General features: G+C 72.6%; 23 protein-coding genes and 1 tRNA gene. 12 read left to right on the forward strand and 12 right to left on the reverse strand.

The features are described 5' to 3' along the window. Window positions 1-7: 7 nt before the first annotated feature. A complete protein-coding gene (locus D1350_RS05500; protein ID WP_125774641.1) occupies window positions 8-985 on the forward strand; it encodes a DMT family transporter in 978 nt (325 codons plus the stop codon). 102 nt (window positions 986-1,087) lie between these two features. Here the strand turns inward: D1350_RS05500 and D1350_RS05505 are convergent, their stop codons facing one another. Then, a complete protein-coding gene (locus tag D1350_RS05505) occupies window positions 1,088-2,365 on the reverse strand; it encodes an RNA polymerase sigma factor (RefSeq protein WP_206074426.1) in 1,278 nt (425 codons plus the stop codon). Beyond that, window positions 2,362-2,784: a YciI family protein gene (locus D1350_RS05510; RefSeq protein ID WP_125774645.1), complete on the reverse strand. Its 423-nt coding sequence runs from the start codon at window positions 2,782-2,784 to the stop codon at window positions 2,362-2,364. The genes D1350_RS05505 and D1350_RS05510 overlap by 4 nt, the downstream gene beginning before the upstream one ends. A gap of 160 nt (window positions 2,785-2,944) precedes the next feature. On the opposite strand from D1350_RS05510, the gene D1350_RS05515 reads away from it, so the two are divergent. Next, window positions 2,945-4,960 (forward strand): glycoside hydrolase family 15 protein, encoded by a 2,016-nt coding sequence (locus D1350_RS05515; RefSeq protein WP_164545036.1) that lies wholly within the window; start codon window positions 2,945-2,947, stop codon window positions 4,958-4,960. A 53-nt stretch (window positions 4,961-5,013) separates the two neighbouring features. Here the strand turns inward: D1350_RS05515 and D1350_RS05520 are convergent, their stop codons facing one another. After that, window positions 5,014-6,420 carry a cystathionine beta-synthase gene (locus D1350_RS05520; protein WP_125774647.1) on the reverse strand — a complete coding sequence of 469 codons (1,407 nt, stop codon included), beginning with the start codon at window positions 6,418-6,420 and terminating at the stop codon, window positions 5,014-5,016. Between the two features lie 105 nt (window positions 6,421-6,525). Beyond that, the gene (locus tag D1350_RS05525) at window positions 6,526-7,389 is read right to left on the reverse strand and encodes a Bax inhibitor-1/YccA family protein (RefSeq protein WP_125774649.1); all 864 of its coding nucleotides are present in this window, start codon (window positions 7,387-7,389) and stop codon (window positions 6,526-6,528) included. Between the two features lie 108 nt (window positions 7,390-7,497). Between D1350_RS05525 and D1350_RS05530 the strand changes: the two genes are divergently transcribed. The 3 genes from D1350_RS05530 (at window position 7,498) to D1350_RS05540 (ending at window position 10,345) form a co-directional block, all read left to right on the forward strand. Next, window positions 7,498-8,511 carry an ABC transporter ATP-binding protein gene (locus D1350_RS05530; protein WP_125774651.1) on the forward strand — a complete coding sequence of 338 codons (1,014 nt, stop codon included), beginning with the start codon at window positions 7,498-7,500 and terminating at the stop codon, window positions 8,509-8,511. Continuing rightward, window positions 8,508-9,386 (forward strand): ABC transporter permease, encoded by an 879-nt coding sequence (locus D1350_RS05535; protein ID WP_125774653.1) that lies wholly within the window; start codon window positions 8,508-8,510, stop codon window positions 9,384-9,386. The genes D1350_RS05530 and D1350_RS05535 overlap by 4 nt, the downstream gene beginning before the upstream one ends. A gap of 155 nt (window positions 9,387-9,541) precedes the next feature. Then, the gene (locus D1350_RS05540; RefSeq protein WP_125774655.1) at window positions 9,542-10,345 is read left to right on the forward strand and encodes an MBL fold metallo-hydrolase; all 804 of its coding nucleotides are present in this window, start codon (window positions 9,542-9,544) and stop codon (window positions 10,343-10,345) included. 39 nt (window positions 10,346-10,384) lie between these two features. On the opposite strand, the gene D1350_RS05545 is transcribed toward D1350_RS05540, so the two are convergent. Next, window positions 10,385-13,627 (reverse strand): efflux RND transporter permease subunit, encoded by a 3,243-nt coding sequence (locus D1350_RS05545; protein ID WP_125774657.1) that lies wholly within the window; start codon window positions 13,625-13,627, stop codon window positions 10,385-10,387. A 96-nt stretch (window positions 13,628-13,723) separates the two neighbouring features. On the opposite strand from D1350_RS05545, the gene D1350_RS05550 reads away from it, so the two are divergent. Continuing rightward, window positions 13,724-14,179 (forward strand): MarR family winged helix-turn-helix transcriptional regulator, encoded by a 456-nt coding sequence (locus D1350_RS05550; protein ID WP_125774659.1) that lies wholly within the window; start codon window positions 13,724-13,726, stop codon window positions 14,177-14,179. 112 nt (window positions 14,180-14,291) lie between these two features. Here D1350_RS05550 and D1350_RS05555 read toward each other — a convergent pair whose 3' ends face one another. Next, window positions 14,292-14,951 (reverse strand): class I SAM-dependent methyltransferase, encoded by a 660-nt coding sequence (locus tag D1350_RS05555; protein WP_164545037.1) that lies wholly within the window; start codon window positions 14,949-14,951, stop codon window positions 14,292-14,294. Window positions 14,952-15,162: 211 nt separating this feature from the next. Between D1350_RS05555 and D1350_RS05560 the strand changes: the two genes are divergently transcribed. The 5 genes from D1350_RS05560 to D1350_RS05575 all read left to right on the forward strand — a co-directional run bounded on the left by D1350_RS05560 (window position 15,163) and on the right by D1350_RS05575 (window position 18,273). Then, window positions 15,163-15,975, forward strand: coding sequence for an AraC family transcriptional regulator (locus D1350_RS05560; RefSeq protein ID WP_206074427.1), 813 nt, complete (start codon window positions 15,163-15,165; stop codon window positions 15,973-15,975). 20 nt (window positions 15,976-15,995) lie between these two features. Next, the gene (locus D1350_RS05565) at window positions 15,996-16,475 is read left to right on the forward strand and encodes a MarR family winged helix-turn-helix transcriptional regulator (RefSeq protein ID WP_125774665.1); all 480 of its coding nucleotides are present in this window, start codon (window positions 15,996-15,998) and stop codon (window positions 16,473-16,475) included. Window positions 16,476-16,609: 134 nt separating this feature from the next. Beyond that, the gene (locus D1350_RS23585; RefSeq protein ID WP_164545038.1) at window positions 16,610-16,765 is read left to right on the forward strand and encodes a hypothetical protein; all 156 of its coding nucleotides are present in this window, start codon (window positions 16,610-16,612) and stop codon (window positions 16,763-16,765) included. A 14-nt stretch (window positions 16,766-16,779) separates the two neighbouring features. Then, window positions 16,780-17,532 (forward strand): winged helix-turn-helix domain-containing protein, encoded by a 753-nt coding sequence (locus D1350_RS05570; protein WP_125774667.1) that lies wholly within the window; start codon window positions 16,780-16,782, stop codon window positions 17,530-17,532. A 117-nt stretch (window positions 17,533-17,649) separates the two neighbouring features. After that, window positions 17,650-18,273 carry a ClpP family protease gene (locus tag D1350_RS05575; RefSeq protein WP_125774669.1) on the forward strand — a complete coding sequence of 208 codons (624 nt, stop codon included), beginning with the start codon at window positions 17,650-17,652 and terminating at the stop codon, window positions 18,271-18,273. Window positions 18,274-18,352: 79 nt separating this feature from the next. On the opposite strand, the gene D1350_RS05580 is transcribed toward D1350_RS05575, so the two are convergent. After that, complete coding sequence (locus D1350_RS05580) at window positions 18,353-18,808, reverse strand: helix-turn-helix domain-containing protein (protein ID WP_125774671.1); 456 nt, start codon at window positions 18,806-18,808, stop codon at window positions 18,353-18,355. Between the two features lie 140 nt (window positions 18,809-18,948). Here D1350_RS05580 and D1350_RS05585 point away from each other — a divergent pair, with 140 nt between their 5' ends. Beyond that, the gene (locus D1350_RS05585) at window positions 18,949-19,620 is read left to right on the forward strand and encodes a DNA alkylation repair protein (RefSeq protein ID WP_125774673.1); all 672 of its coding nucleotides are present in this window, start codon (window positions 18,949-18,951) and stop codon (window positions 19,618-19,620) included. 124 nt (window positions 19,621-19,744) lie between these two features. Here D1350_RS05585 and D1350_RS05590 read toward each other — a convergent pair. The 5 genes from D1350_RS05590 to D1350_RS05610 form a co-directional block, all read right to left on the reverse strand. Then, window positions 19,745-19,818: transfer RNA gene (locus D1350_RS05590), tRNA-Leu, on the reverse strand. A gap of 151 nt (window positions 19,819-19,969) precedes the next feature. After that, window positions 19,970-21,448: an NAD(P)/FAD-dependent oxidoreductase gene (locus tag D1350_RS05595; RefSeq protein ID WP_125774675.1), complete on the reverse strand. Its 1,479-nt coding sequence runs from the start codon at window positions 21,446-21,448 to the stop codon at window positions 19,970-19,972. A 144-nt stretch (window positions 21,449-21,592) separates the two neighbouring features. Beyond that, window positions 21,593-23,035: a hypothetical protein gene (locus tag D1350_RS05600; protein ID WP_125774677.1), complete on the reverse strand. Its 1,443-nt coding sequence runs from the start codon at window positions 23,033-23,035 to the stop codon at window positions 21,593-21,595. Then, on the reverse strand, window positions 23,035-23,367 hold the full coding sequence (locus D1350_RS05605) for a PadR family transcriptional regulator (protein ID WP_125774679.1): 333 nt from the start codon (window positions 23,365-23,367) through the stop codon (window positions 23,035-23,037). The genes D1350_RS05600 and D1350_RS05605 overlap by 1 nt, the downstream gene beginning before the upstream one ends. Window positions 23,368-23,547: 180 nt before the next feature. Beyond that, window positions 23,548-24,501: a Ppx/GppA phosphatase family protein gene (locus D1350_RS05610; RefSeq protein WP_125774681.1), complete on the reverse strand. Its 954-nt coding sequence runs from the start codon at window positions 24,499-24,501 to the stop codon at window positions 23,548-23,550. Window positions 24,502-24,522: the final 21 nt, after the last annotated feature.

Below are 24,522 nucleotides of genomic sequence, written 5' to 3' on the forward strand. Positions count from 1 at the left end.
TCGCACCATGACCACGCCGACCGAAACCCGCGAGACACCGCCCGGCACCCCGGGCGAGGCTTCTACCGTGATCCCCCGGGCCCCGCACCGCCTCCTGCTCCCTGCCGCCGCCATGGTGACGGTGGTGCTGTGGGCGTCGGCGTTCATCGGGATCCGGGCCGCCGGGCACGACTACTCCCCCGGCGCCCTCACGCTCGGTCGCGTCCTGACCGGGAGCCTGGCGCTCACGGTCATGGTGCTGGTCTCGGGCAGGATGCGCGTGCCGCGCTTCCCCGGCGGCAAGGTGCTCGCCGGTGTCGCGGTGTGGGGCGTGCTCTGGTTCGGGCTCTACAACCTGGCCCTCAACGCCGCCGAGCGCACGCTCGACGCCGGGACCGCGTCCCTCCTCGTGGGGCTCGCGCCGATCCTCATCGCCGTGATCGCCGGGCTGGCGCTCGGCGAGGGCTTCCCGCGGCGGCTGATCCTCGGTATCGGGATCGCCTTCGCCGGGGTGGCGACGATCGCCGTCGCCACCTCGAACGGCGCGGCCGACGCCGTGGCGGTGGCCCTCGGCCTCGCCGCTGCCGGGCTGTACGCCGTGGGCGCGACCCTCCAGAAGCGGCTCATCCCCCACGTCGACAACCTCACGATGACGTGGCTCGGCTGCGTCGCGGGCACGGTAGCGAGCCTGCCGTTCGCGGCGGACCTTCTTGCCGACTTCGCCGCCGCCCCGCTGCCCGCCACGCTCGGCGTGGTCTACCTCGGGGTGTTCCCCACCGCCGTGGCGTTCGTGACCTGGGGCTACGCGCTGTCCCGCACGACGGCGGGCCGCCTCGCCGCCACGACCTACCTCGTGCCGCCGCTGACGGTGCTGCTCTCGTGGGGGCTGCTGGGCGAGATCCCCGCGCCGGTGGCGCTGCTCGGCGGGGCCCTGTGCCTCGGTGGCGTGCTGGTGGCGACGCTGCGCCGGCGGGTTCCGGCAGCGGTCCCGGCAGCGCGCACGTGATCGGTAGTTCGTTGCATGATCGGCAGTTCGAACTGCCGATCATGCAACGAACTACCGATCACGCGGCAACGGGCGGGCGGCGGCGGGCGGCGCGCCCGTACCTCACACCAGTCCCGCCGCCTTGCCCTCCAGCACCGCCCGCTCCGCACCGTTGCCGCACAGCTCCGCGGCCCGGAGCAGCTCACCCCGCGCCTCCGCAGTGCGCCCGAGCCGGGCGAGCAGCTCGCCGCGCACGCTCGGCAGCAGGTAGGACCCGTCGAGGGCCCCGCCCGCGAGTCGCTCCACCGCCACGAGACCCGCCTCCGGGCCCTGCGCCATCGACACCGCCACGGCCCGGTTCAGCTCCACGACCGGCGAGGGCGCGAGGCGGCCGAGCGCCTCGTAGAGCACCACGATCCGCTCCCAGTCCGTCTCGTCCACCGACGGCGCCACCGCGTGGCACTCCGCGATCGCCGCCTGCAGCCCGTACGCGCCGAGCCCCCGCCCCTGCGCCACGGCCCGGGCCAGGGCAGCCCGGCCGCGCCGGATCGCGCCCCGGTCCCAGCGCCGCCGGTCCTGGTCGGCGAGGAGCACCGGCGCGCCGTCGGGCCCCGTACGGGCGGGGAAACGTGCAGCCGTGAGCTCGAGCAGCGCGAGCAGGCCGTAGACCTCGGGCTCGGGCGCGAGCCGCATCAGGACACGGGTGAGGCGGATCGCCTCGCGCGCCAGGTCCGCGCGCATCCAGGAGTCGCCGGCCGTGGCCGTGGAGCCCTCGGTGAAGATCACGTACAGCACGGTCAGCACCGAGCCGAGCCGCTCCGCGCGGTCGCCGGGCTCGGGCACCTCGAACGGCACCCTGGCGGCGGCGAGCGTCTTCTTCGCGCGAGTGATCCGCGCCTGCATCGTCGGCACCGGCACGAGGAACGCGCGCGCGAGCTCCTCGGTGGTGAGGCCGCCCACCACGCGCAGCGTCAGCGCGACGCGCGCCTCCCGCGACAGCACCGGGTGGCAGGCCACGAACATGAGGGCGAGGACGTCGTCGTCGATCCGCTCCGGGTCGGGGATCTGATTGCCCGACGCCGGGGCCCCACCCTGGGCACCCGACGTCGCCTCCCCCTCGTCCAGGTCGTGCGCGAAGGCCGCGTAGCGCTCGTCCAGGGCCGTGTGGCGCCGGAAGGCGTCGATCGCCCGACGCCGGCCGGTGGCGAGCAGCCAGCCGGCCGGGTTGCGGGGCACCCCGTCGCGCGGCCACGCCACGAGCGCCTCCGCGAGCGCCTCCTGCGCCACGTCCTCCGCGAGCGCGAAGTCGTGCGTGTAGCGGGCGAGCGCACCGACGATCCGGGCGGACTCGATCCGCCACACGGCCTCGACGGTGCGCCGCCCGGCGTCGTCGCCCGTCACTCGGTCCCGAGCTCCTTGCGCCACGCCGTCTCCTTCTGGATCCACTCGTTGTCCTGGGGGAAGTCCTCGACGCCGTTCACCCGGCGGATCTCGATCTTGTTGCCGGGACCGCTCAGCGGCGCCTTCTTGGCCCACTCGACGGCTTCCTCCTTGGAGGCGACGTCGACGATCCAGAAGCCGTTGAACAGCTCCTTGACCTCGCCGTAGGGCCCGTCGGTGACGACGGGGGTCTCGGAGGAGAAGTCGACGACGGCGCCCTCGGACGCGTCCGACAGCCCCTCGCCGGCGACGAGGACGCCCGCGTTGACCATCTCCTCGTTGTAGCGGCCCATCGCGGCGATGACCTCGGTGAAGTCCATCTCCTCGAACTTCTCGTAGCCCTCTTCGCTGCCGCGCATGATGAGCATGTACTTCGACATCGGTCCGTCTCCTTCGGTCGTGGGGCCCGTCCGTCGGGACCCTCTCACCCCTAGGTCGAACGGCGCGCGCCGAGATCGACACACACCTCACATCCAATCTGTCAGTTCTGCACCTTCCGTGTGTTGCTGAACGTGCCAGGCGTGCGGAACCCTTGTCCTCATGACGCCCGAATCGATCCAATCGGTGGACGGCAGCGCCGCCGCTCCCGCGGCACAGCCCGTTCCACCAGCGCCCGGACCGCTCGGCCCGACCATGGGCCATCCCTCCGACGACGGCGCATCCCCGAGGACGCACGACGGGCGCGGCGCGTTCCCCTCCATCGCCGACTACGGTTTCCTCTCCGACTGCGAGACCAACGCGCTCATCGCCCCGAGCGGTGCTGTCGAGTGGATGTGCGTGCCCCGGCCCGACTCCCCCTCGGTGTTCAGCAGCATCCTCGACCGGGGAGCGGGTTCCTTCCGGGTGGGGCCGTACGGCGTCCGGGTCCCCGTGGCCCGCCGCTATGTGCCCGGCACCCTGATCCTCGAGACCACGTGGCAGACGCCGACGGGCTGGCTCGTGGTCCGCGACGCCATGGTGATGGGGCCGTGGCACGACGTCGAGACCCGCTCGGGCACGCACCGTCGCACGCCCACGGACGACGACGCCGAGCACATCCTGCTGCGGACCGTGAAGTGCGTGAGCGGCACGGTGGACCTCGAGGTGAAGTGCTCCCCGATGCCCGACTACGCCCGCGCCGAGGCGTACTGGGAGTACGACGGTGAGGGCTACTCGGAGGTCGTGGCGCGCTGCGGCGGCCTGAACCCCGACCTGCGGCTGGAGTCCAGCCTCCGGTTCGGGATCGAGGGGCGCAGCGCCCAGGCGCGCACCCGGATGACGGAGGGCGACACGCACTTCGTCGCGATGTCGTGGGGCTCGCAGCCGGCCCCGGCGTCGTGGGCCGAGGCGCTCGACGCCATGTGGCGCACCGAGCAGTTCTGGCGCGACTGGATCACCCAGGGCAAGTTCCCCGACCACCCGTGGCGGGCCTACCTGCAGCGCTCGGCGTTGACGCTCAAGGGCCTCACCTACGCGCCCTCGGGCGCGCTCCTCGCGGCGGCCACCACGTCGCTGCCCGAGACCCCGGGCGGCGAGCGCAACTGGGACTACCGGTACGCGTGGATCCGCGACTCGACGTTCGCGCTCTGGGGCCTGTACACGCTGGGCCTCGACCGCGAGGCCAACGACTTCTTCTCGTTCATCCACGACGTCTGCCGGGACAACAAGGACCTGCAGATCATGTACGGCGTGGGTGGCGAGGAGACGCTCGAGGAGTTCGAGCTGCCGCACCTGAGCGGCTACGAGGGCGCCCAGCCCGTGCGCGTGGGCAACGCCGCCTACCAGCAGCGCCAGCACGACGTGTGGGGCGCGGTCCTCGACTCGGTCTACCTGCACACCCGCTCGCGCGAGCAGCTTCCGGAGTCGCTGTGGCCCATCCTCAAGCGGCAGGTCGAGGAGGCAGCGAAGCACTGGCACAAGCCGGACCGCGGCATCTGGGAGGTGCGCGGCGAGCCGCAGCACTTCACGTCGTCGAAGCTCATGTGCTGGGTGGCGATGGACCGCGGCGCACGACTTGCCCGCATGTACGACGAGCCGGACTACGCCGAGCAGTGGCAGAAGCTCGCCGACGAGATCCACCGGGACATCTGCGCCAAGGGCGTGGACGACCGGGGGGTGTTCACGCAGCGCTACGGCGAGCCCGCGCTCGACGCCTCCCTGCTGCTGGTCCCGCTGCTGCGGTTCCTCCCGGCGGACGACCCTCGCGTGATCGCGACCGTGGAGGCGATCGCGGACGAGCTGACCGACGACGGCCTGGTGCTGCGCTACCGGGTCGAGGAGACGGACGACGGGCTCTCGGGCGAGGAGGGCACGTTCACCATCTGCTCGTTCTGGCTCGTGTCGGCCCTCGTCGAGATCGGCGAGCTGGAGCGCGCGCGGGTGCTGTGCGAGCGGCTGCTGTCGTTCGCGAGCCCGCTCAACCTGTACGCGGAGGAGATCGACCCGCGCACGGGCCGGCACCTGGGCAACTTCCCGCAGGCGTTCACGCACCTCGCGCTCATCAACGCGGTGATGCACGTCATCCGCGCCGAGCAGGGCAACGTGGACCACTACTTCGGCCCGCCGGAAGCCGCCTGAGCCCTGCCGAGGGAGTGAGGTCGTCGGACGACCTCACTCCCTCGGCACAGGAATCAGTGGGCCAGGTAGCCCAGCAGGTCATGGCGGGTGAGCACGCCCGCCGGGTTGCCGTCGTCCACCACGAGCACCGCGTCCGAGCCCTGCAGGGCGGCGCGCACGGCGTCGAGGCCCTCACCCGCCCCGACGAGCGGGAAACGGTCCTCCATGTGGTCGCCCACGCGGTCGGCGAGGCCCGCCTTGCCGGAGAACACCGCGTCGAGCAGCGCCCGCTCGGTGACGGCGCCCGCCACCTCGCCGATCTTGACCGGCGGCTCGGCGACGACGACGGGCATCTGCGACACCGAGTACTCGTGGAGGATCTCGATCGCGTCGCGGACGGTCTCGCTCGGGTGGGTGTGCACCAGCTGCGGCATCCCGCCCGACTTCGCCTTCAGGACGTCGCCCGCCGTGGCGCCCATCTCCGCGTCGAGGAAGCCGTACGAGCGCATCCAGGCGTCGTTGAAGATCTTGGACAGGTAGCCGCGCCCGGAGTCGGGCAGCAGCACGACGATCATGGCCTTCGCCGCCGCCTCCGGGTCCTCGTCCTGCAGGCGCCGGGCCAGGCGCAGCGCGGCGACGACGGCCATGCCGCACGAGCCACCGACGAGCAGGCCCTCCTCGCGGGCGAGCCGCCGCGTCATCGCGAACGAGTCGGCGTCCGACACGGCGATGACCTCGTCAGGGACCTGCGGGTCGTACGCGCCGGGCCAGAAGTCCTCGCCGACACCCTCGACCAGGTAGGGGCGACCGTCGCCGCCCGAGTACACCGAACCCGCAGGGTCGGCGCCGACCACGCGCACGGGGCCGCCGTCGGCCACCGCCCTCGAGGCCGACGCGTCGTGGAGGTAGCGGCCGGTGCCCGTGATGGTGCCGCCGGTGCCCACGCCGGTCACGAAGTGGGTGATCTTGCCGTCCGTGTCGGCCCAGATCTCCGGGCCGGTGGACTCGTAGTGGGAGGCCGGGCCGTTGGGGTTGGAGTACTGGTCCGGCTTCCAGGCGCCGGGGATCTCCCGGGTGAGCCGGTCGGAGACCGAGTAGTACGAGTCCGGGTGGTCCGGCGGCACGGCCGTGGGGGTGACGACGACGCGCGCGCCGTACGCCGCGAGCACGTCCCGCTTGTCCTGGCTCACCTTGTCGGGGCAGACGAAGACGCACTCGTAGCCCTTGCGCTGCGCCACGAGGGCGAGGCCGACGCCGGTGTTGCCGCTCGTGGGCTCGACGATGGTGCCGCCGGGCTTCAGCTCGCCCGACGCCTCGGCGGCCTCGATCATCTTGAGCGCGATGCGGTCCTTCACGGAACCGCCGGGGTTGAGGTACTCGACCTTGGCGAGGATCGTCGCCGACAGGCCTTCCGTAACCGTGTTCAGCCGGACGAGCGGGGTACCGCCCACCAGCTCGGAGATGTGCTCGGCATATCGCATGCCCTCATCATCCCGCATGCTGGACAGTCCGGCCGTCCGAGCGGTGGGACGACGACGGCCCGGCCGCCTCCGTGGAGGTGACCGGGCCGTCGGCGGTGCTGAGCGTCAGTCGTTGCTGAAGCTCGAGAAGATCGCGATGAGGCGCAGGAACTCGAGGTACAGCCAGATCAGCGTGACGAGCAGGCCGAAGGCGGCAGCCCAGGCGAACTTGGCCGGGATGCCCTGGCGCACGCCGCGCTGGATCGAGTCGAAGTCGACGATCAGCGAGGCAGCCGCCAGGCCGATGGCGACGAGGCCGATGATGATGCCGAGCGGACCCGAGCGCATACCGAAGCCCTCGAGCACACCGGTCCAGGTCAGGACCAGGTTGATCATCGCGAAGGCGGCGTAGCCGACCAGCGCGATCATGAGCCAGCGCGTGAACTTGGGCGTCACGCGCACCTTGCCGCTGCGGAACAGGAACAGCGCGCCCGCGAACGTCACGACCGTGCCGATCACCGCCTGCGTGACCGCGCCCTCGGCGATCGTGTTGTACACGAACGAGATGCCGCCCACGAAGACGCCCTCGAACACCGTGTAGGCGATGATGAGGAACGGGCTGGGGTTCTTCTTGAACGCGTTGACGAGGCCCAGCACGAGCCCGCCGATCATGCCGATGATCCACAGCTGCGGTGCGAGCGTGAACGTCGCCGCGGCGATCACCACGAGAAGGGCGAGCAGTCCGCCCGTCTTGATGATCACGTCGTCGTACGTCATGCGGCGCGTGTCGGCGGTGGTGGCGGCCGGCGCGCTGTACATCGCATCGAGCTGTGCCGCGTCCATGGCGCCGTACTGGCCCGTGGGGTTCTGCGGCGGCGTCCCGTAGGCCGGGGTGCCGTAAGGGTTCTGGGTCGCGGTGTTACCGCGCTGCGTGCCCGTGCGCTTGGGCTCGCCGAAGATGCTGCTGTTCGAAAAGACGGGGTTGCTCATCGTGCTCCTCCTGGTCCGTGAGGTCCATCTTAGGGAACTCCAGCAAGCCCCCGGGAGTTCCCACGAGGACGTATCAGGACCAATGTCACAGTCGGAAGGGACCAAGACATGATCGAGGCCGTCAACCTGAGCAAGAGGTACGGTCCGAAGACCGCGGTGGACGGCGTCTCCTTCACGGTCGAACCTGGCCGCGTGACGGGATTCCTCGGCCCCAACGGGGCGGGCAAGTCCACCACGATGCGGATGATCGTGGGCCTCGACCGGCCCACCACCGGCACGGTGAGCGTGAACGGCAAGCCGTACGCGCAGCACCGCAGCCCCCTCTCCGAGGTGGGCGCGCTGCTCGACGCGAAGGCCGTGCACACCGGCCGCACCGCCTACAGCCACCTGCACGCCATGGCGCTGACGCACGGGATCCCCAAGCGCCGCGTGGACGAGGTCATCGACCTGACGGGCCTGCAGACCGTGGCGCGCAAGCGCGTGGGCGGGTTCTCGCTCGGCATGGGCCAGCGGCTCGGCATCGCGGCCGCCCTCCTGGGCGATCCCAGGACCCTGATCCTGGACGAGCCGGTCAACGGCCTCGACCCCGAGGGGGTCCTCTGGGTGCGCAACCTGGCGAAGTACCTGGCGTCGGAGGGCCGCACGGTCTTCCTCTCGTCCCACCTCATGAGCGAGGTGGCGCTGACCGCCGACCACGTCATCGTCATCGGGCGTGGGCGCATCCTCGCCGACGCGCCGGTCCAGGACGTCGTGGACGGCTCGTCCCGCCGCATCGTGCGGGTCCGGTCGCCCCAGGCGTCCGACCTCGCCGAGCTGCTCACCAAGGACGGCGCGACGGTCGACGCCGTGGAGCCGGGCCTGCTCGCGGTGACCGGCCCGGACGCTGCCTCCGTCGGCGAGCTCGCCGCGGCCGCCCGCATCGTGCTGCACGAGCTCACCCCCGTCGCCTCCACGCTGGAGGAGGCCTACATGGCGCTGACGGCGGACTCCGTCGAGTACCACTCCGAGGCTGTGGGCCCGGACGGTGCCACCACCGACGCGGCCGTCGCCGGCCATGACCCCGCCGAGACCCCCGCCGAGACCCCCGCGACCAGCACCCACACCGAAGGAGACCACCGATGAGCGCGACCGTGCCCGCCCAGGGCGAGCGGACGGCGTCGGGCACCGCGAGCGGCGCCCTGGCGCGGAACGTCACCTTCCCGCGGGTCGTGGCGTCGGAGTGGGTGAAGCTGTGGACGCTGCGCTCCACCTGGTGGACGCTCGGCTCCACCGTGGTGCTGATGGTCGGGTTTGCGCTGCTCTTCACCGTGGCGATCAACGCGGCGCCGCCCGACCCGGAGGCGCAGGAGGGCATGAGGCAGGGCATGGCGGCCGGGGGCGTCACGGGGCCCACGATCGTGAGCCTGGGGTACGGCATGGCGCAGCTCGTCGTCGCCGTGCTCGGCGCGCTCGTCATCACCGGCGAGTTCTCGACCGGGATGATCCGCTCCACCTACGCGGCGGTCCCGGGCCGGCTGTCGGCGCTGTGGGCCAAGCTCGTGGTGCTCGTGGGCGTCACCGCTGTGGTGTCCGCGCTCGGCGTCACGCTCGCCTACCTGGCCGTGCGACCCCTGCTGGACGACATCGGGTTCCCCGTCGACCTCGGCGACCCCGACCACCTCCGGTCGCTCGGCGGCGCCGTGCTCTACCTGGTGACCGTGGCGGCGTTCTCGCTCGCAGTGGGCGCGCTGCTCCGGCACACCGCGGGGTCGATCGGGCTGCTCGTCGCGGTCTTCTTCGTGCTGCCGATCATCTTCCAGATCATCGTGGGCGCGTCCGGCGCGGACTGGGCGGTGGACGTCAACGCGTACCTGCCCAGCGTGGCGGGCGAGCAGGTCATGGCCGTCCAGACGATGGAGGGGCTCCTCGAGCCCTGGACGGGGTACTCGGTGCTGGCCGGCTACACCGTGGCGCTCCTCGTGGCCGCGGCCGTGACGACCACGAGGCGGGACGCGTGACCGGGCCGCCAGCCCCACGCCTGCCGCCGAGATAGGCCTTCGTCACGCGAGACAGGTGTCAGACCGTCGAGACAGGCCTTCCGAGGGCCTCTGTCGCGGACTGACACCTGTCTCGGCGAGGGGTGGTGCCGACCCCCGCGGTCTACCGTGCGGGCATGACCTTCATCCCCGTGGCCGACGGCGTCCTCGTCCGCACCAGCCGTCGCATGTCGACGACGACGACGCTCGCGCTCGGGCCCGACCGCGCCGGGCTGCTCGTCGACCCGTCCTGGGACGCCGACGAGCTCGAGGCGATCGCCGACGAGGTCGACGGCCTCGGCGTGCGCGTCGCCGCCGGGTTCTCGACCCACGCGCACCACGACCACCTGCTCTGGCACCCGCGGTACGGGGACGTGCCGCGGTGGGCGTCGGCGGGGACGGTGCGGATGGTCCGGGAGCACGGCGAGGAGCTCAGGGAAAGCCTCCTCGGCCGGACCGGGTCCGAGCCCTCGGTGGCGCGCCCCTACCCGGACGAGGTCCTGGACCTGTTCGCGCAGGTCAGCGAGGTACCGGCCCCGTCGGCAGGACTTCCGGACCCCGCCGGAGCACTGCCGGCGACCGAGGTCGTGGTGCACGACGGCCACGCCCCGGGGCACAGCGCGCTGTGGCTGCCGGGACCGCGGGTCCTCCTCGCCGGGGACATGCTCAGCGACGAGGAGCTCCCGCTGCCCCTCGACCCCGACGACCTGCCCGCCTACGTCGAGGCCCTCGACCGGCTGCGGCCCTACGTCGGGGCCGCCGTGGTGCTGGTACCCGGCCACGGGACGCCGTCGTACAGCCCGGCGGAGCGGCTCGACGCCGACCGGCGGTACCTCGACGCGGTCCTGGCCGGGGAGGACCCGGACGACCCGCGCCGCGCCAACCCCGGCATGGCCGAGGTGCACGAGCGGGTGGTCCGGCTGGCGGCGGAGCTGCGCTGAGGGCGGAGGCCTGCGCCCGGTTCCGTGAGACGGGTGGGGTCAGACGGCGGCCGGGGCCACCTCCGCCGCGGCCGGTACCGTGGCGGCGCGGGCCGCCGTCCGCGCCGCGCGACGGTCGCGACGCCGCTCGCCGCCCCGCTCCGCCAGCGTGTAGATCACCGGCACCACGTACAGCGTGAGCAGCGTGGACGACACGAGCCCGCCGATGACCACGAGGGCCAGAGGCTGCGAGATGAACGCCCCGCCGCCCGTGATCCCGAGAGCCATGGGCACCAGCGCGAAGATCGTCGCGGCGGCCGTCATGACGATCGGCCGCAGGCGCTGGCGGGCGCCCTCCCGGACGGCCTCGTCGATGGACCGGCCCTCGGCCCGGTACTGGTTGACGAGGTCGATGAGCACGATCGCGTTCGACACCACGATGCCGACGAGCATCAGCACGCCGATCAGCGCCGGCACCCCCAGCGGGGTGTCGGTCACGAGGAGCGCCACGAGCGCACCGGTCGCCGCGAACGGCACGGACACCAGGAGGATCAGCGGCTGGCTGATCGACCGGAAGGTGGCCACCATGACGAGGTAGACGATCGCGATGGCGGCGAGGAGCGCCAGGCCCAGGTCGGCGAACGCGTCGGCCTGGTCGGTCGCGACGCCGCCGAGCTCGACGTGGGCCCCGGCGGGCAGGTCGAGCTCGTCCACCAGGGCGGTGAGCTCGGCCGTGACGATGCTCAGGTCCTGCCCGGCGGGCGTGACGGCGACGGTCGCGGACCGCTCGCCGTCGAGGCGCGTGACCGACGACGGCGAGCCCACCTCCTCGACCGACGCCAGGTCCGTGAGCGGGACGAGCCCGGCGGCCGTGGGGATCACGAGCGCCTCGAGCTCGTCCACCGTGGCGGGCGAGGGCGAGGCGACCGTGACGTCGACCGGGCCGTCGCCGAGGTCGACCGTTCCGATCGGCTGCGGGCTCATGATCGAGGCGACGGTCCCGGAGACGGCCACCTCGGTGAGGCCCACCGCCGCGGCGGCGTCGCGGTCCACCGTGACCTGCACGGTGGTCTGCTGGGCGGCGAGGTTGTTCGTGACCTCGGTGGCGATCGGGTCGTCGCCCTCGGAGAGCGGGAGGGCCGCGTCATAGACCGCGGTGGCGGCCTCGGTCAGCGTCTCCGTGTCGGGTGCGGTGACGACCAGGTCGACGGTGGTGCTGCCGAACCCGCTACCACCCCCGGCGAGGGCCACCTCGCCGGTCAGGTCGGCGCCGTCCAGCGCGGCACGGATCTCGTCCTGGGCGGCGACGCCGTCGGCCTCCTCGTCCAGGGTGATGGCGAAGGACGCGCTCGGCGCACCGCCGCCCCCGCCGAACGCGGCGGCCGCGCCGCCCGCGGAGCCCACGGTGGTCTGCACGGACCCGATGCCGTCGATCCCGTCGAGGACGTCCTCCACCTCGCGCGCTGCCTCGTCCTGCTCGGCGAGCGACGTGCCCGCCTCGAAGGTCTGCGTCACGGTGACGGTGTCCTGGCCGGAGTCGCCGATGAAGTTGGTCTTCATGCTCGGCACCAGCGCGAGGGTGCCGCCCAGCACCAGCACGGCGATGCCGAGCGCGACCACGGGACGACGGAGCGCCGCGTTCAGCGACGGCACATAGGCACGCTGCCAGAGGCCGCGGCGCTCCTTGGCCTCGGCGGCCTCGCGCAGGGCGTGCCCGCCGTCGGCGCCCACGACCGGCGACTTCAGGAACCAGTACGCCAGCACCGGCACCACGAGGATCGCGACCACGAGGGACGCGAGCATCGCGATCGCGACGGTCACGCTGAACGGGCGGAAGAGCTCGCCCACCATGCCGCCCACCAGGGCGATCGGCGCGAACACCGCGACCGTGCAGATGGTCGACGCCGTGATGGCGCCGCCCACCTCGCGCACAGCGGTGACGATGGCCTCGACCTTGTCCTCGCCGTACGACAGGTGTCGCTTGATGTTCTCGATCACCACGATCGAGTCGTCCACCACGCGCCCGATGGCGATGGTCATGGCCGCCAGCGTGAGGATGTTGAGCGTGTAGCCGGTGAGGTTCATGACGCCGAACGTCACCGCGAGCGACAGCGGGATCGAGATCGCCGACACGAGCGTGGAGCTCATCGACGCCAGGAACAGCAGGATCACGACGACGGCGAAGAGCAGTCCCAGACCGCCCTCCGTCGCCAGCCCTTCGATGGACTCCTCGATGAAGGGCGCCTGGTCGAAGACGACGCCGACGTTCACGTCCTGTGCGTCGAGGTCGTCGGCGAGGTCGTCGAGCGCGCCCTGCACGCCGTGCGACACGTCCACGGTGTTGCCCTGCGGGGTCTTCGTGATGGACACGGCGAGCGACGCCTCGCCGTCGAGCCGCGAGTACGAGGTGGCGGGCACCGGCGCGGCGGTCACGGTCGCGACGTCGCCCAGGTGGACGACGGCGGGGCTCGCCGCGGGCACGCCGGTCGCCCCAGGCGCGGGGCCGGCTGCGGCGGGATCGCCGGCGGGCGCGGGAGCCGCCGGGGCAGCGGCGGCCGACGGCGCGGCGACGAGCGGCAGCGCCGCGAGGTCCTCGACCGACGAGACCCGCGAGCCGACCTGGACGCTGAGCGTCTGCTCGCCGGAGGTGACGGTGCCGGCCGGGATGATGAGGCCGTTGCTCTGCAGCAAGGACGTCAGCTGGGCGGCGGACATGCCGGAGGCCGCGAGCTCCGCCTCGTCCAGGTCGATCACGACCTGCTGCTCGGCGATGCCCGTCACCTCGACGCTGCGCACGTCGTCGACCTGCTCGAACGCGGGGACGATCGTCGAGGTGACGATCTCCGCGAGCTCCTCGTCGGTGGCGCCGTCGGCGGAGACCGCGAGCTGGACCACCGGGAAGTCGTCGATGGAGCCGGCGATGACCTGCGGCTCGACGCCCTCGGGGAGACCCGCGGCGTCCCGGGCGGCGCTCTCGAGCGCCTGGGAGGCGTCGTCGAGGTCGGTGCCGAAGTCGAGCTCGACGGTCGTGACCGACATGCTCGTGGACGCCGTCGAGCTCACGCCCGTGACACCGTCGACCGCCTTGACGGCGTTCTCGACCGGCTCGGACACCTGGTCCGCGACGATCTCCGGGGCCGCGCCGGGGTAGACCGCCACCACGGCGGCGGTGGGCAGCGACAGGGACGGGATGAGCTCCTGCTTCAGGGATCCCATGCTGAGGACGCCGAAGACGGCGATCGCGATCGTCGCGAGCGCGACCACCGCGCGGTTCGCGAGCGATATCCGGGCAAGACGGAACACAGTTCCTCCAGGTAGGGGGTGCCGGGCGCGACGTCCTCGGCGCGATAGTTAGCCTAACGCGAAGCATCCCCACGGGGTTCCCGTTAAAGTCGCCGGATGACCGACCCCAGGCGCGACCAGCTCGTCGAGGAGCTGACCGCAGCGCAGCGAGAGCTCGGCGACCTCTTCTTCGAGACGCGGCTGCGGCCTCTGCTCGAGACCGAGCTCACCGTGCAGCAGCTGCGCGCCCTCGCGATCGTCCAGGTGGACGGCGAGACCACCTCGCAGCGGCTCGCCGAGGTGCTCGGGATCTCCGCCGCCACCGTCTCCGGGATCGTGGACCGCCTGGTGGCGGCGGGCATGGCGGAACGCCACGCGGACCCGCACGACGGCCGCGTCCGCCGCCTGCGCACCACCGGCAAGGGGGCCGCAGCCATCCGTCGCCTCGTGGCGTACGAGGACGACACCGACCCCGAGGTCTTCGCCCTGCTCGACGTCGACGACCTCGCGGCGCTGACCCGCGGCGTCACGGCCCTGCTCGACGTCGCACGGCGGCGGGCGGCGGGCGGGTAGCGGCCGGCCGGGCCGCTGGTAGAGCGAGGCCCCGTTCTCGCCGTTCGTCGCCCCGTCGCCGATGAGCCGGACCACGTCGCACTCCCGCGGTACGAGGTCGCCGGTCAGCGCGTCATCGTGCGCGGAACACCGCGCAGGTGCCGAGCCCCAGGTGCATACGGCGCGTGCCGATCCGGGCGACGTCGGCGAACCCGGCCGCGCGCATCGCCTCAGGGATCTTCTCGTCCGCGCCGACGACCCGCTCGGAGACCCTGGAGTGGCCGGACCCACCCACGAAGTCCATGAGGTAGAGCTCCCCGCCCGGCCGGAGCACGCGGCGCACCTCGCGCAGGGCCGGGACCTTCTCGTCCTCGTCGAGGTGGTGGAACATCATCGACGACAGGACGCGGTCCTGGCTGGCGTCGGGGTAGGGCAGCTCGCCGGCGAAGCCCTGGTCCCATCGCACGGCCAGCCCGCGGCGGCGCGCCTTCCGGGCGGAGAGGGCGATCGCCTTCGGGTCGGGGTCGAGCCCCGTGACGTTCGCCGTCCGGTACAGCTTCTTCACCAGGAGCGCGACGCTCCCGGTGCCGGACCCGACGTCCAGGACGTCCTGCTCCCAGCCGATCGACGCGGCGTCCACGAGGTAGCGGTACACGGCCCGGGCGCCCGCGAGCCGCGTGAACAGGTCGTAGAGCGGAAGAAGCTGGTCGTGGCCCATGGCGGGAAGGAAGCCCAGCTGGTCGTGGTCGTGGCCGTGCGACTGGTGGGACGGGTGTGCAGCATGCTCGGTCATGGTGTTCAGCCTCTCCTGATGTGATGATCTTCGTATGGCTGTCACCAGCATCAACGGCCCAGAACTTCATGCCAATGATCGATCTTCCGCTATCACCGGACGATTTTTCGATCGTGCGGGCGCCAGCACCCGCGGAGTGCCGGTCTACGGGTATCCGCGGTCGCCGGGCGCTCCCCCGGTCGGTACCGGGCGGATCGGCGGTGCCGATCACGTGCCCCATCCGCTGCCGCACGCCCACGACTTCCTGGTGCTCGGCCTCGTCGTCAGTGGTGGGGGCGCCCTGCGGATCGACGGCCAGGCCCGTCCCTTGCGGGCAGGGGACCTCTTCCTCGTCGCCCCGGGTGACGTGGTCGAGGTCGATGAGGACGCCGCGAACCTGCCCACCGACGTGCGCACCATCTTCTTCCCGCCCGACGCGATCGAGCCGGGCGCCCTGCGGTCCTGGCGCGCCCACCCGCTGCTGTTCCCGTTCGTCCGGGGGCACGGCACGGGCGTCCAGCTGCTGCCGGTCCCGGAGCCGGACCGCGCCCGCTTCGCCGAGGGCTTCCAGGCGATCGACCGCGAGCTACAGGACCGCCGGGACGGCTACGGCGAGGCCGCGCTGGCACACCTGACCCTCGTGCTCGTCGACGTCGCCCGCATCACCGCAGACCTGCCCGGTTCCCTGCGGTGGCGTGACGAGCCGCTGCTCGCCGACGTGTTCGAGGTCATCGAGTCCCGCTACACGGAGGCGATCTCGTTGCGCGACGTCGCGTCCGCCGTCGGCCTGACTCCCGCGCACCTCACCACGGTGGTGCGCCGCAAGACCGGCCGCACCGTGCAGCAGTGGATCGCCGAGCGGCGGATGGGCGAGGCACGGCGCCTGCTCGCCGGCACCGACCTCACGATCGCCTCGGTCGGCACCCGGGTGGGCTTCCGCGACGCGGGCTACTTCGCCCGCACGTTCCGGCGCGAGCACGGGACGACGCCGGCACTGTGGCGAGCCGCGGAGCGTGCGGCCGATATTCATGCATCGCCCAGATAGTTCGTCTGTAGCCTGCATCCATGGTCACCACCGCCGCAGGCCCCGAGGATCCGCTCCAGCGCGTCGAGCTGCAGCTCGCCCTGCTCCTGCGACGGGTCGAGGGGATCCGGGACACGGAGAGCGGAGGCACCGGCGGCCCCGCCCTCGACCGGTCGAGCTACCTCCTGCTTCTCCTCCTCGAGGAGGGCGGCCCGCTGGGAATCAGCGCCCTCGCGGAACAGCAGGGACTGGACGGGTCGACAGTCACCCGGCAGGTGGCCGCCCTCGAGCGGACCCGGCTCGCCCGACGGGGCCGCGACCCCGAGGACGGGCGCGCCGTCGTCGTCGCCGCCACGCGCCACGGGCTCGAGGCGCTGGGCCGCGAGCGGGAGCGCCGTCGCACACGCTTCGAGGAGGTTCTGGCCCGCTGGTCTCCCTCGGAGCGCTCCCAGCTTGCCGGCCTCCTGGAGCGGCTCAACCAGGACCTCGACGACTGGCGGCGTCGCCCCTCCGCCCCCTGATCGCCCGTCACCCAACATCCAAAGAACTAGTTGCAAACAATCTCTTGCAAAGACTCCTTTGCATGGGTAGTGTTGTCGTCGTACCGACAACCACCCCCAGGCCGGGTCGCCGGCCGGACCGCAAGGAGATCGCCATGACGAGGTTCATCCCCGCTGTCCGCACCACCGGCAGCCGCACCACCAGCTTCCTCCCCGACCGCGAGCGGGCCCGGCACGAGCGGGAGCGCGCCGCCTACGCCGAGCGGGCCCGGGACAACGCCGCCGCGCGCCACCCGCTCTCCCTCCGCTGAGTAATGTCAGCACCATGAGCACCGACCCCGAGCGCCCGGCCGCACGACGCCTCGGCGACGCGATCCGCGAGAAGGTCGCGGACACCGTCGCCGAGGTCCGCGCGGGCGTGGCTGAGGGAGGCGTGGACGGGCTCGCCGAGACCCTGTCCGGCCTGGGCGACCAGATCGGCGCCGCCGTCGACGACGCGGTGCGTGAGGCTGTCGGCCCGAGCGCCCTCAAGGGCCTCGCCCACCCGCTCCGCGTCAAGATCCTCGACCTGCTGGGAAGTCACGGCCCGCTCACCGCCAGCGGCCTGGGCGAGCTCCTCGGCGAGTCGAGCGGCTCCACCAGCTATCACCTGCGCCAGCTCGCCAAGCACGGCTTCGTCCGCGAGGTGGAGGGCAAGGGCACGGCCCGCGAGCGCTGGTGGGAGCGACCCCCTGGCCGGTTCTCGATCTCGGACCCCCGCGACCCGGAGGACCACGCCGGCCGCGAGACGGCCTACCTGGTCAACGCGGAGTTCGAGCGCGCCCGGCAGGACAAGATCTGGGCCCTGCTGCGCTCGGGCGACCGGCTCCCGGAGGAGTGGCACCACGTCGGCACGCTCTCGACGGCCAACCTCCGCGCGACGCCGGAGCAGCTCACGCGCGTGATCGAGGCCTGGGAGGACTTCCACCAGGAGCACCTGGAGCCGCTGCGCGCTCAGGGCGACAACCCCGAGGCCCGGCCGGTCCAGGTCCACTTCAACGCCTTCCCCCTGCTCGACCCCACGGAGGACGCGCGCTGAGCGGACGCGCCGCCGTCGGCCTGGCCCGCGGCCGCGCTCGGCGCCGTCTGCCGAGGGCAGATCTGCCGTAGGCCGAAAGCGCTACCGGGCCGTCCGTCGTCGGGCGAGGGTGGGGGCATGAACCAGCCACTCCTGCGGGCCGAGGCGCCCGCCACCGCCAGCCCGTTCGACGACCAGCTCTCCTCCCGGCTGCTGCACCAGCGGATCGTGGTGCTCGGCACCGAGGTGGACGACGCCGTGGCCAACCGCATCTGCGCGCAGCTCCTGCTGCTGTCGGCCGAGGACCCCCGCGCCGACGTCGCGCTCTACGTCAACTCCCCCGGCGGCTCGATCAGCGCGGGGCTCGCCGTGTACGACACGATGCAGCTCATCCCCAACGACGTGGCGACGGTCGGCTTCGGGCTCGCCGCCAGCATGGGGCAGTTCCTGCTCGCCGCGGGCACCCCGGGCAAGCGCTACGTGCTGCCGCACACGCGGGTGCTCATGCACCAGCCGTCCGGCGGGATCGGCGGCACGGTCGCCGACGTCACGATCCAGGCCGAGAACATGCTGCACACCAAGCGCGTGGTCACGGAGCTGAACGCCCGGCACACCGGGCAGACCAAGGAGACGATCGCCCGGGACAGCGACCGCGACCGCTGGTTCACCGCCGAGGAGGCTGTGGAGTACGGCTTCGTGGACCGGATCGTGGACCAGGTGGAGGACGTCCGGCCCACGGCGGGCCGCCGGGCGGGCCTCTGACAGGGCTCCGGCCGAGCCGCTGACCGAGGCCCTGACCGCGCCCCGGCCTCCTGCGGCACGGCCGGGCGCCCGGCGGGCCTCAGGCCGCGCGGAGCATGCCCTGAGCCCGCTGCCCGACGGCGTCCGCGCGAGCGGGTGCACCGTCCTGGGCAGCGCGGAACCCGGCCGCGGCGGTGCGGCGCGTGAGGTCCACGACACGGGCGTCGTTGACGAGGGCCAGATCGGTCCAGGCGCGCTCCACGAGATCGACCAGCCGCAGGCCCAGCGCCTCGCACACAGCGGCCAGCACCTCCGACGAAGCCTCCTTGCGTCCCCGCTCCACCTCCGAGAGGTAGGCGGTGGAGACGCGGGCGGCCGTCGCGACGTCGGACAACGTGCGGCGCTGGTCGCGGCGTGTGCGGCGGAGGATGCCACCCACCAGGTGGCGGAGCAGGGGCTCGCGGCCGCGTTCCAGCACGGCGTCGTGCGCGGGGCCGTGCCGGGGGCCGTACGCCGGGCTCGCCCCGGTCCGGCCCGTCACCTGGGTCACCGTCATGGTCGTCTCCCCGCCGTCGCCCGTGCTGCCAACCTACCCACCGTCACGCTACCCGCAGCGTCCGACAGACCCGAAGGGTTCCGCCGTCTGCTGCGGGCGTAAAGCAGGGCAGTGTCGGTGGCCAGGCCTACGCTCGGCAGATGACCACCGCGAGCACGGCGGAAGAGATCCTCGAGCGGCTCCGCGAGCTCGCCGACCCGGCCGAGCACACCAAGATCAGCAAGCGCGTGGACCCCGGCCAGGTGATCGGGGTCCGGATGAAGCACCTCTTCGACCTCGCGAAGGCGGAGAAGGCCATGGATCTCGACGAGGTCCGGACGCTGCTCCGCTCCCCCTGGTACGAGGCCCGCGTGGTCGCGGTGAGCATCCTCGACTTCCGCGCGCGGGAGGGTCCCTCCGACAGCGACGACCGGCGCGCGGTCTACGAGCTGTACCTCGCGGAGCACGACCACATCGACGCCTGGGACCTCGTCGACCGCGCGGCGCCCCGGGTGATCGGGGACTACCTGCTGCGCCGGTCGCGGGACCCGCTGTTCGAGCTGGCTCGGTCCGCGAACCCGTGGGAGCGCCGCACTGCCGTCACGGCCGCGTTCTGGCTGATCCGGGCAGACGACCTCGCCGACCCGCTGGCGATCATCGACCTCCTCCTCGACGACGAGGAGCACTTTGTGCAGACGTCGGTGGGCACGGCCCTGCGCGAGGTGGGCCGGAGCGACGCGGCGGTGCTCGAGGACTTCGTGACGCGAAACGGTCACCGGATCAGCCCGGTCACCCGCCGACTCATGACCGACCGCTCGCCGAGCGGGCGCTGAGCCGGCGCGGTCGGGCGGGCGGGGCCCGTCGCGGTCGGGCGGCGGGGCCCGTGGGACGAGCCGGCCCGGTCGCAGGAGCCGGCCCGGTCGCGCGAGCCGGCCCGGTGGCGCCGTCGGGCAGCGGTGCCCCCACCCGGGTTCGAACCGGGACTTGGCCGGGTTTAAGCCGGCTGCCTCTGCCAGTTGGGCTATGGGGGCGCACCCCAGAGATTAGCCCGGCACCGCCGGATCGTCGGTGTCCACCCTCTGCCGGGTGTCCGCCCCGAGAACGCCATCAGGTACCGGTCCCGGCAAGGGAGCGATACCTGATGACGTTCTCGAAGCGGACGGGGCGAGCCCCGTCGCAGGCTCAGCGCTTGGCGACCGCCGGCTCGGTGCCGCCTGCCTCGGCGGTGGCCGCGGACGACTCCGCCTTCTGCTCCACCTTCTCGCCCGCGGGCTTCGGCGGGACGGCGGCGGCGCGGAACTCGGACCGCGGGTCGTGCAGCGAGCCGAGCGAGACCAGCTCGCGGCCCATGAGGAACTGCCCGATCCAGCCGATCATGATGCGGACCTTGCGGTTGCCGGTCGGCATGGCCATGACGTGGTAGCCGCGGTGCGCGAGCCACGCGAGCGGGCCACGCAGCTTGACGAAGCCGAAGAGCTCCGCGACGCCCTTGTACAGGCCGAGGGACGCCACGACGCCCACGCTCTTGTGCTTGTACTCCACGGGCTCACGGCCCTTGAGCTGCGCCACGATGTTGTCCGCGAGGCGGACGGCCTCGCGGATCGCGTGCTGCGCGTTCGGGGGGCAGAACGAGCCGGGGTTGAGGACGTCCGGCACGGCGGCGCAGTCGCCCGCGGCCCAGGCGCCCGCGATGACCTCGCCGGTCTCGGTGGCAACCTGCAGGGTCGGCAGCACCGTCACGCGGCCCAGGCGGTCGAACGGCAGGTCCGAGTTCTCCTTGATGACCGGGTTCGCCTTGACACCGGCGGTCCAGACGATCGTGTCCGAGTCGAACTCGACGCCCGTGGAGGTCACCACGTGCCCGTCCACACAGGACGAGAGGAACGTGTTGAGGTGGAACTCCATGCCGCGCTTCTTCATCTCCTCGAGCGCCCAGAGACCCATGGGCTCCGAGACCTCGGGGAGGATGCGGCCGGCGCCCTCGATCATGACGAACCGCAGGTCGTCGGCCTCGATCGTGGGGTACTGGCGCGTCGCGTAGCGCGCCATGTCCTCGATCTCGGCCAGCGCCTCGATGCCCGCGAAGCCACCGCCCACGAACGTGAACGTGAGCATCCGCTTGCGGACGTCCGCGTCCCACGTGGACGACGCCACGTCGAGACGGTTCAGCACGTGGTTGCGGACCGCGATGGCCTCTTCGACGTTCTTGAAGCCGATCCCGTTCTCCGCGAGCCCCGGGATGGGGAGCGTGCGGGACACCGAGCCGAGGCCCACGACCAGCTGGTCGTACGACACCTCGTAGTCGGCGCCCTCCTCGGGGTGGATCGACACCTTGCGGTTCGCGTGGTCGATGTTCACGACCTTGCCCTGCAGCACGTCGATGCGCTTGAGCGCGCGGCGGTGGGGCGCCACGACGTCCCGCGCGTCGATCGAGCCGGCGGCCGCCTCCGGCAGGAACGGTGCGTACGTCATGTACGGCCGCGGGTCCACGACGACGATCGCCGCCTCGCGCTTCTTCAGCTTCTTGCGCAGGCGCCGGGCCACGTAGAGCCCGACGGACCCGCCGCCGAGCACCACGATGCGCGGCACCTTCCGCGGGCGGGGTGTGGGCGCCGCCGCTTCCTGGGCATGGCTGACCGAGGTCAGGTCGTTCTGAGGCATGATCCTTAGATTACCGCGCATCGCCCCCGGTTTCAGACGGGGTCCGGCAGGGCTCACGCCCCACGACAGGCATGTGTGAGCATGCACCGCGCGGGCGGAGCGCCGACCCTGGTCAGAGGGTCGCGCTCCGCCCGCGGGCCGGAATCAGTCGGCGTCGGTCGCCTCGAGCGTGGGCGTCGGCACACCCGTGCTCCCGCCCGGAACGGTGCCCGACGCCGGCCGGTCGCCTCCCGGGGCGACGCCCGGCTGGTCGCCGGTCGCCGGGGCACTGGGTTCCGGCGACACCTCGGTGCCGTCGCCGGGCTCCTCCTCGGTGGCGCCCTCCTCGTCGGCCGGAGCGGCAGGGGAGCCCTTCGACGGGATCTCCGTGGGCGCCTTGAGGAACGGCCACGGCATGGACTGCGGCCGCACGCCCGTCAGCGGGACCGGGCGGTCGTTCCAGCCGTCGCCGTCCTCGTCGAACACCGTCTCGGTGTCCTCGAGCTCGACCGCCTGGAGCGGGTAGACGTTCCACCGCTCGCGTCCGTCTCCGGCGAACGCCGGCTGGAAGACCCAGTCGCCCGGCAGGTCCGGCACCGCCCAGGTCTGCGAAGCGCCCTGGTCGGAGATGGTCCGGACCGGGCGCCCGCGGTCGTCGAAGAGCTGGACGTTCCGCAGCGGGTTGCCGTCCTGGTCGAAGGCGAACAGGTTCGAGACCTGCATGCCGTCCACCCAGACGCCGTCGGAGCCCGGCTCGCCCAGGTAGTCGACCGGCGAGGTGGCGAACTGCGCCTGGTTGTAACCGTCGTTGAAGCCTGCGTCGTAGCCGGAGCCGCCGGCGTAGTCGTAGGGCTGCCCCGCCGACGCCACGTACAGGACCAGCGGGACAGCCGCTACGGCCGCGCCGACCGAGGCGACCATGAGCAGGCGCGGCGCCCAGGACCGGCGAGGGAGCCACTTCCCGCGCCCCCACTGCACGCTCACGACGATGGCGACGATCATCAGGAACTGCGCGGCCCGGTCGTACGGCCAGAGCCGGACCGACATGCCGAAGGGGAACAGCAGCACCGTCACCACCACCCACCCCCGCAGGATCCACCAGGCGGGGGCCAACGTCTTCAGGAAGTCGAGGATCGCCGAGCCGGCCGGCGACGAGGCGAACGGCCGCCAGACGGCCCTCCACCTCTCGGCGACCGCCTCGTACGCCGCCACGATCCCCCGGCCCACGGCCCAGCGGCGCGGCGGGCGGTACTCCCCCACCGCGGCGGGCGCCAGGCCCGCGGCCGACCGCAGCTCCACCGCGTACGCGGCAGCCGGGCCGAAGACCGCGGCCAGGTCGAGGACCGTGGTGACCGGACCGCCGCCGCCCTCACCCCACGAAGTGTCCTCGCTTCGCTGCGGTACTTCGCGGGGACCCCGAGGGTCGGACACCGGTACCGGGACGCGGCCCTGGTCCGGGAGGTCGAGGAGCGCGTCGGTGAGGTCGGCCTCGAGGCCGTCGGTGAGGTCCTCGACCACGTCGGGACCGAGGTCCGACAGATGCAGGCGGACCGCCTGCGCGTAGCCGCGGACGTGCGCGGCGAGGGTGTCCGTGCCGGTGGTGACCATCAGGCTGCCTCGTTCCTGTTGCCGAGGAGTCCCGCGACGGTGCCGGTGAACTCCTGCCACTCCTTGCGCTGCGTCCCGAGCATCGCGCGCCCATGCGCGGTGATGCCGTAGTACTTGCGGTGCGGGCCCTCGTCGGAGGGCACCACGTAGCTCGTGAGGGCACCAGCCGCGTACAGGCGGCGGAGCGTGCCGTAGACGGAGGCGTCGCCGATGTCCTGGAGGCCCGCGGCGCGCAACCTGCGCAGCACGTCGTAGCCGTAGCCGTCCTCCTGCTCGACGACGGCCAGCACGGCGGCGTCGAGCACCCCCTTGAGCAGCTGTGTCATGTCCACGGTGCCCCTCTCTGTCGCCGTGAACACTACTCCGTGATGCGTACTAGCGCCAGCACAAGCACCGCCGAGTTCGCCGAGATAGTGACTTCGTCCGACGGAGTCACTATCTCGGCGGCCCGCTCGCGCCGAAGTAGTCAGTTCGTCGGACGAAGTCACTATCTCGGCAAACGCGAGGCGCGCTCAGGCGATCGACAGCGCGATGCCGTCCAGGATGTCGTGCTCGCTCGTGACCACCTCGGTGAGCGAGCCGCCCGACGCCTCGACGTCGGCCACGACCCGCCGCACCACCTCGGCCCAGACCAGCGCGCCCGCACCGATGACGTCCACCCGGCCGGGGTGCATGAACCCCAGCGCGGCCCGCTCCTCGCGCGGCGCCGCGAGCAGCGCGTCGCAGGCGGCGAGGACCGCGTGGACCGGCAGGACCGACCCGTCGATCCGCTCGCGCTCGTACCGCGCCAGGCCGAGGGCGTGCGCGGTCACGCTGGTGATCGAGCCCGCCAGGCCCACGAGGGTGACGGCCTTGCCGAGCGGGACCACGCGGGCGGCGTCGTCCAGCGCGGCTCGCACGTCCGCCTGCGCCGCCTCGATCTCGGCCGCCGTGGGCGGGTCGCTCCGCAGGTGCCGCTCGGTGAGGCGGACCGAGCCCACGTCCATCGAGTACCCGGCGTCCACCGAAGCGGTGCCGAGGACCAGCTCCGTGGAGCCGCCGCCGAGGTCGACCACGAGGAACGGGCCGGGGTGCGCCGCGCCCACCACGCCGGTGGCCCCGCGGAACGACAGCTGCGCCTCCTCGTCGCCCGAGATCACCTCGGGCTCCACGCCCAGGATCTGGTGCACCCCCGAGAAGAACGCCTCGCGGTTGCGGGCGTCCCGCGTGGCCGACGTCGCCACGAACCGCACCCGCTCCGCCCCCAGCCGTTCGATCGCCTGCGCGTACTCGCGCGTCGTCGTCAGGGTGCGCTCCAGCGCCTCCGGGGCGAGCTCGCCCGTGCGGTCCACGCCCTGCCCGAGCCGGACCACCTCCATGCGGCGGTCGAGCTCGGTGAGCGTGCCCGAACCGTCGGCCGGGATGTCGGCCACGAGGAGTCGGATCGAGTTGGTGCCGCAGTCGATCGCGGCGACGCGGGTGGTCATGGTGCAGGCCTCTCGTGCCGG

Origin of the sequence: Antribacter gilvus, from assembly GCF_003946865.1 — a bacterium.
GTDB classification, from domain to species: domain Bacteria; phylum Actinomycetota; class Actinomycetes; order Actinomycetales; family Cellulomonadaceae; genus Antribacter; species Antribacter gilvus.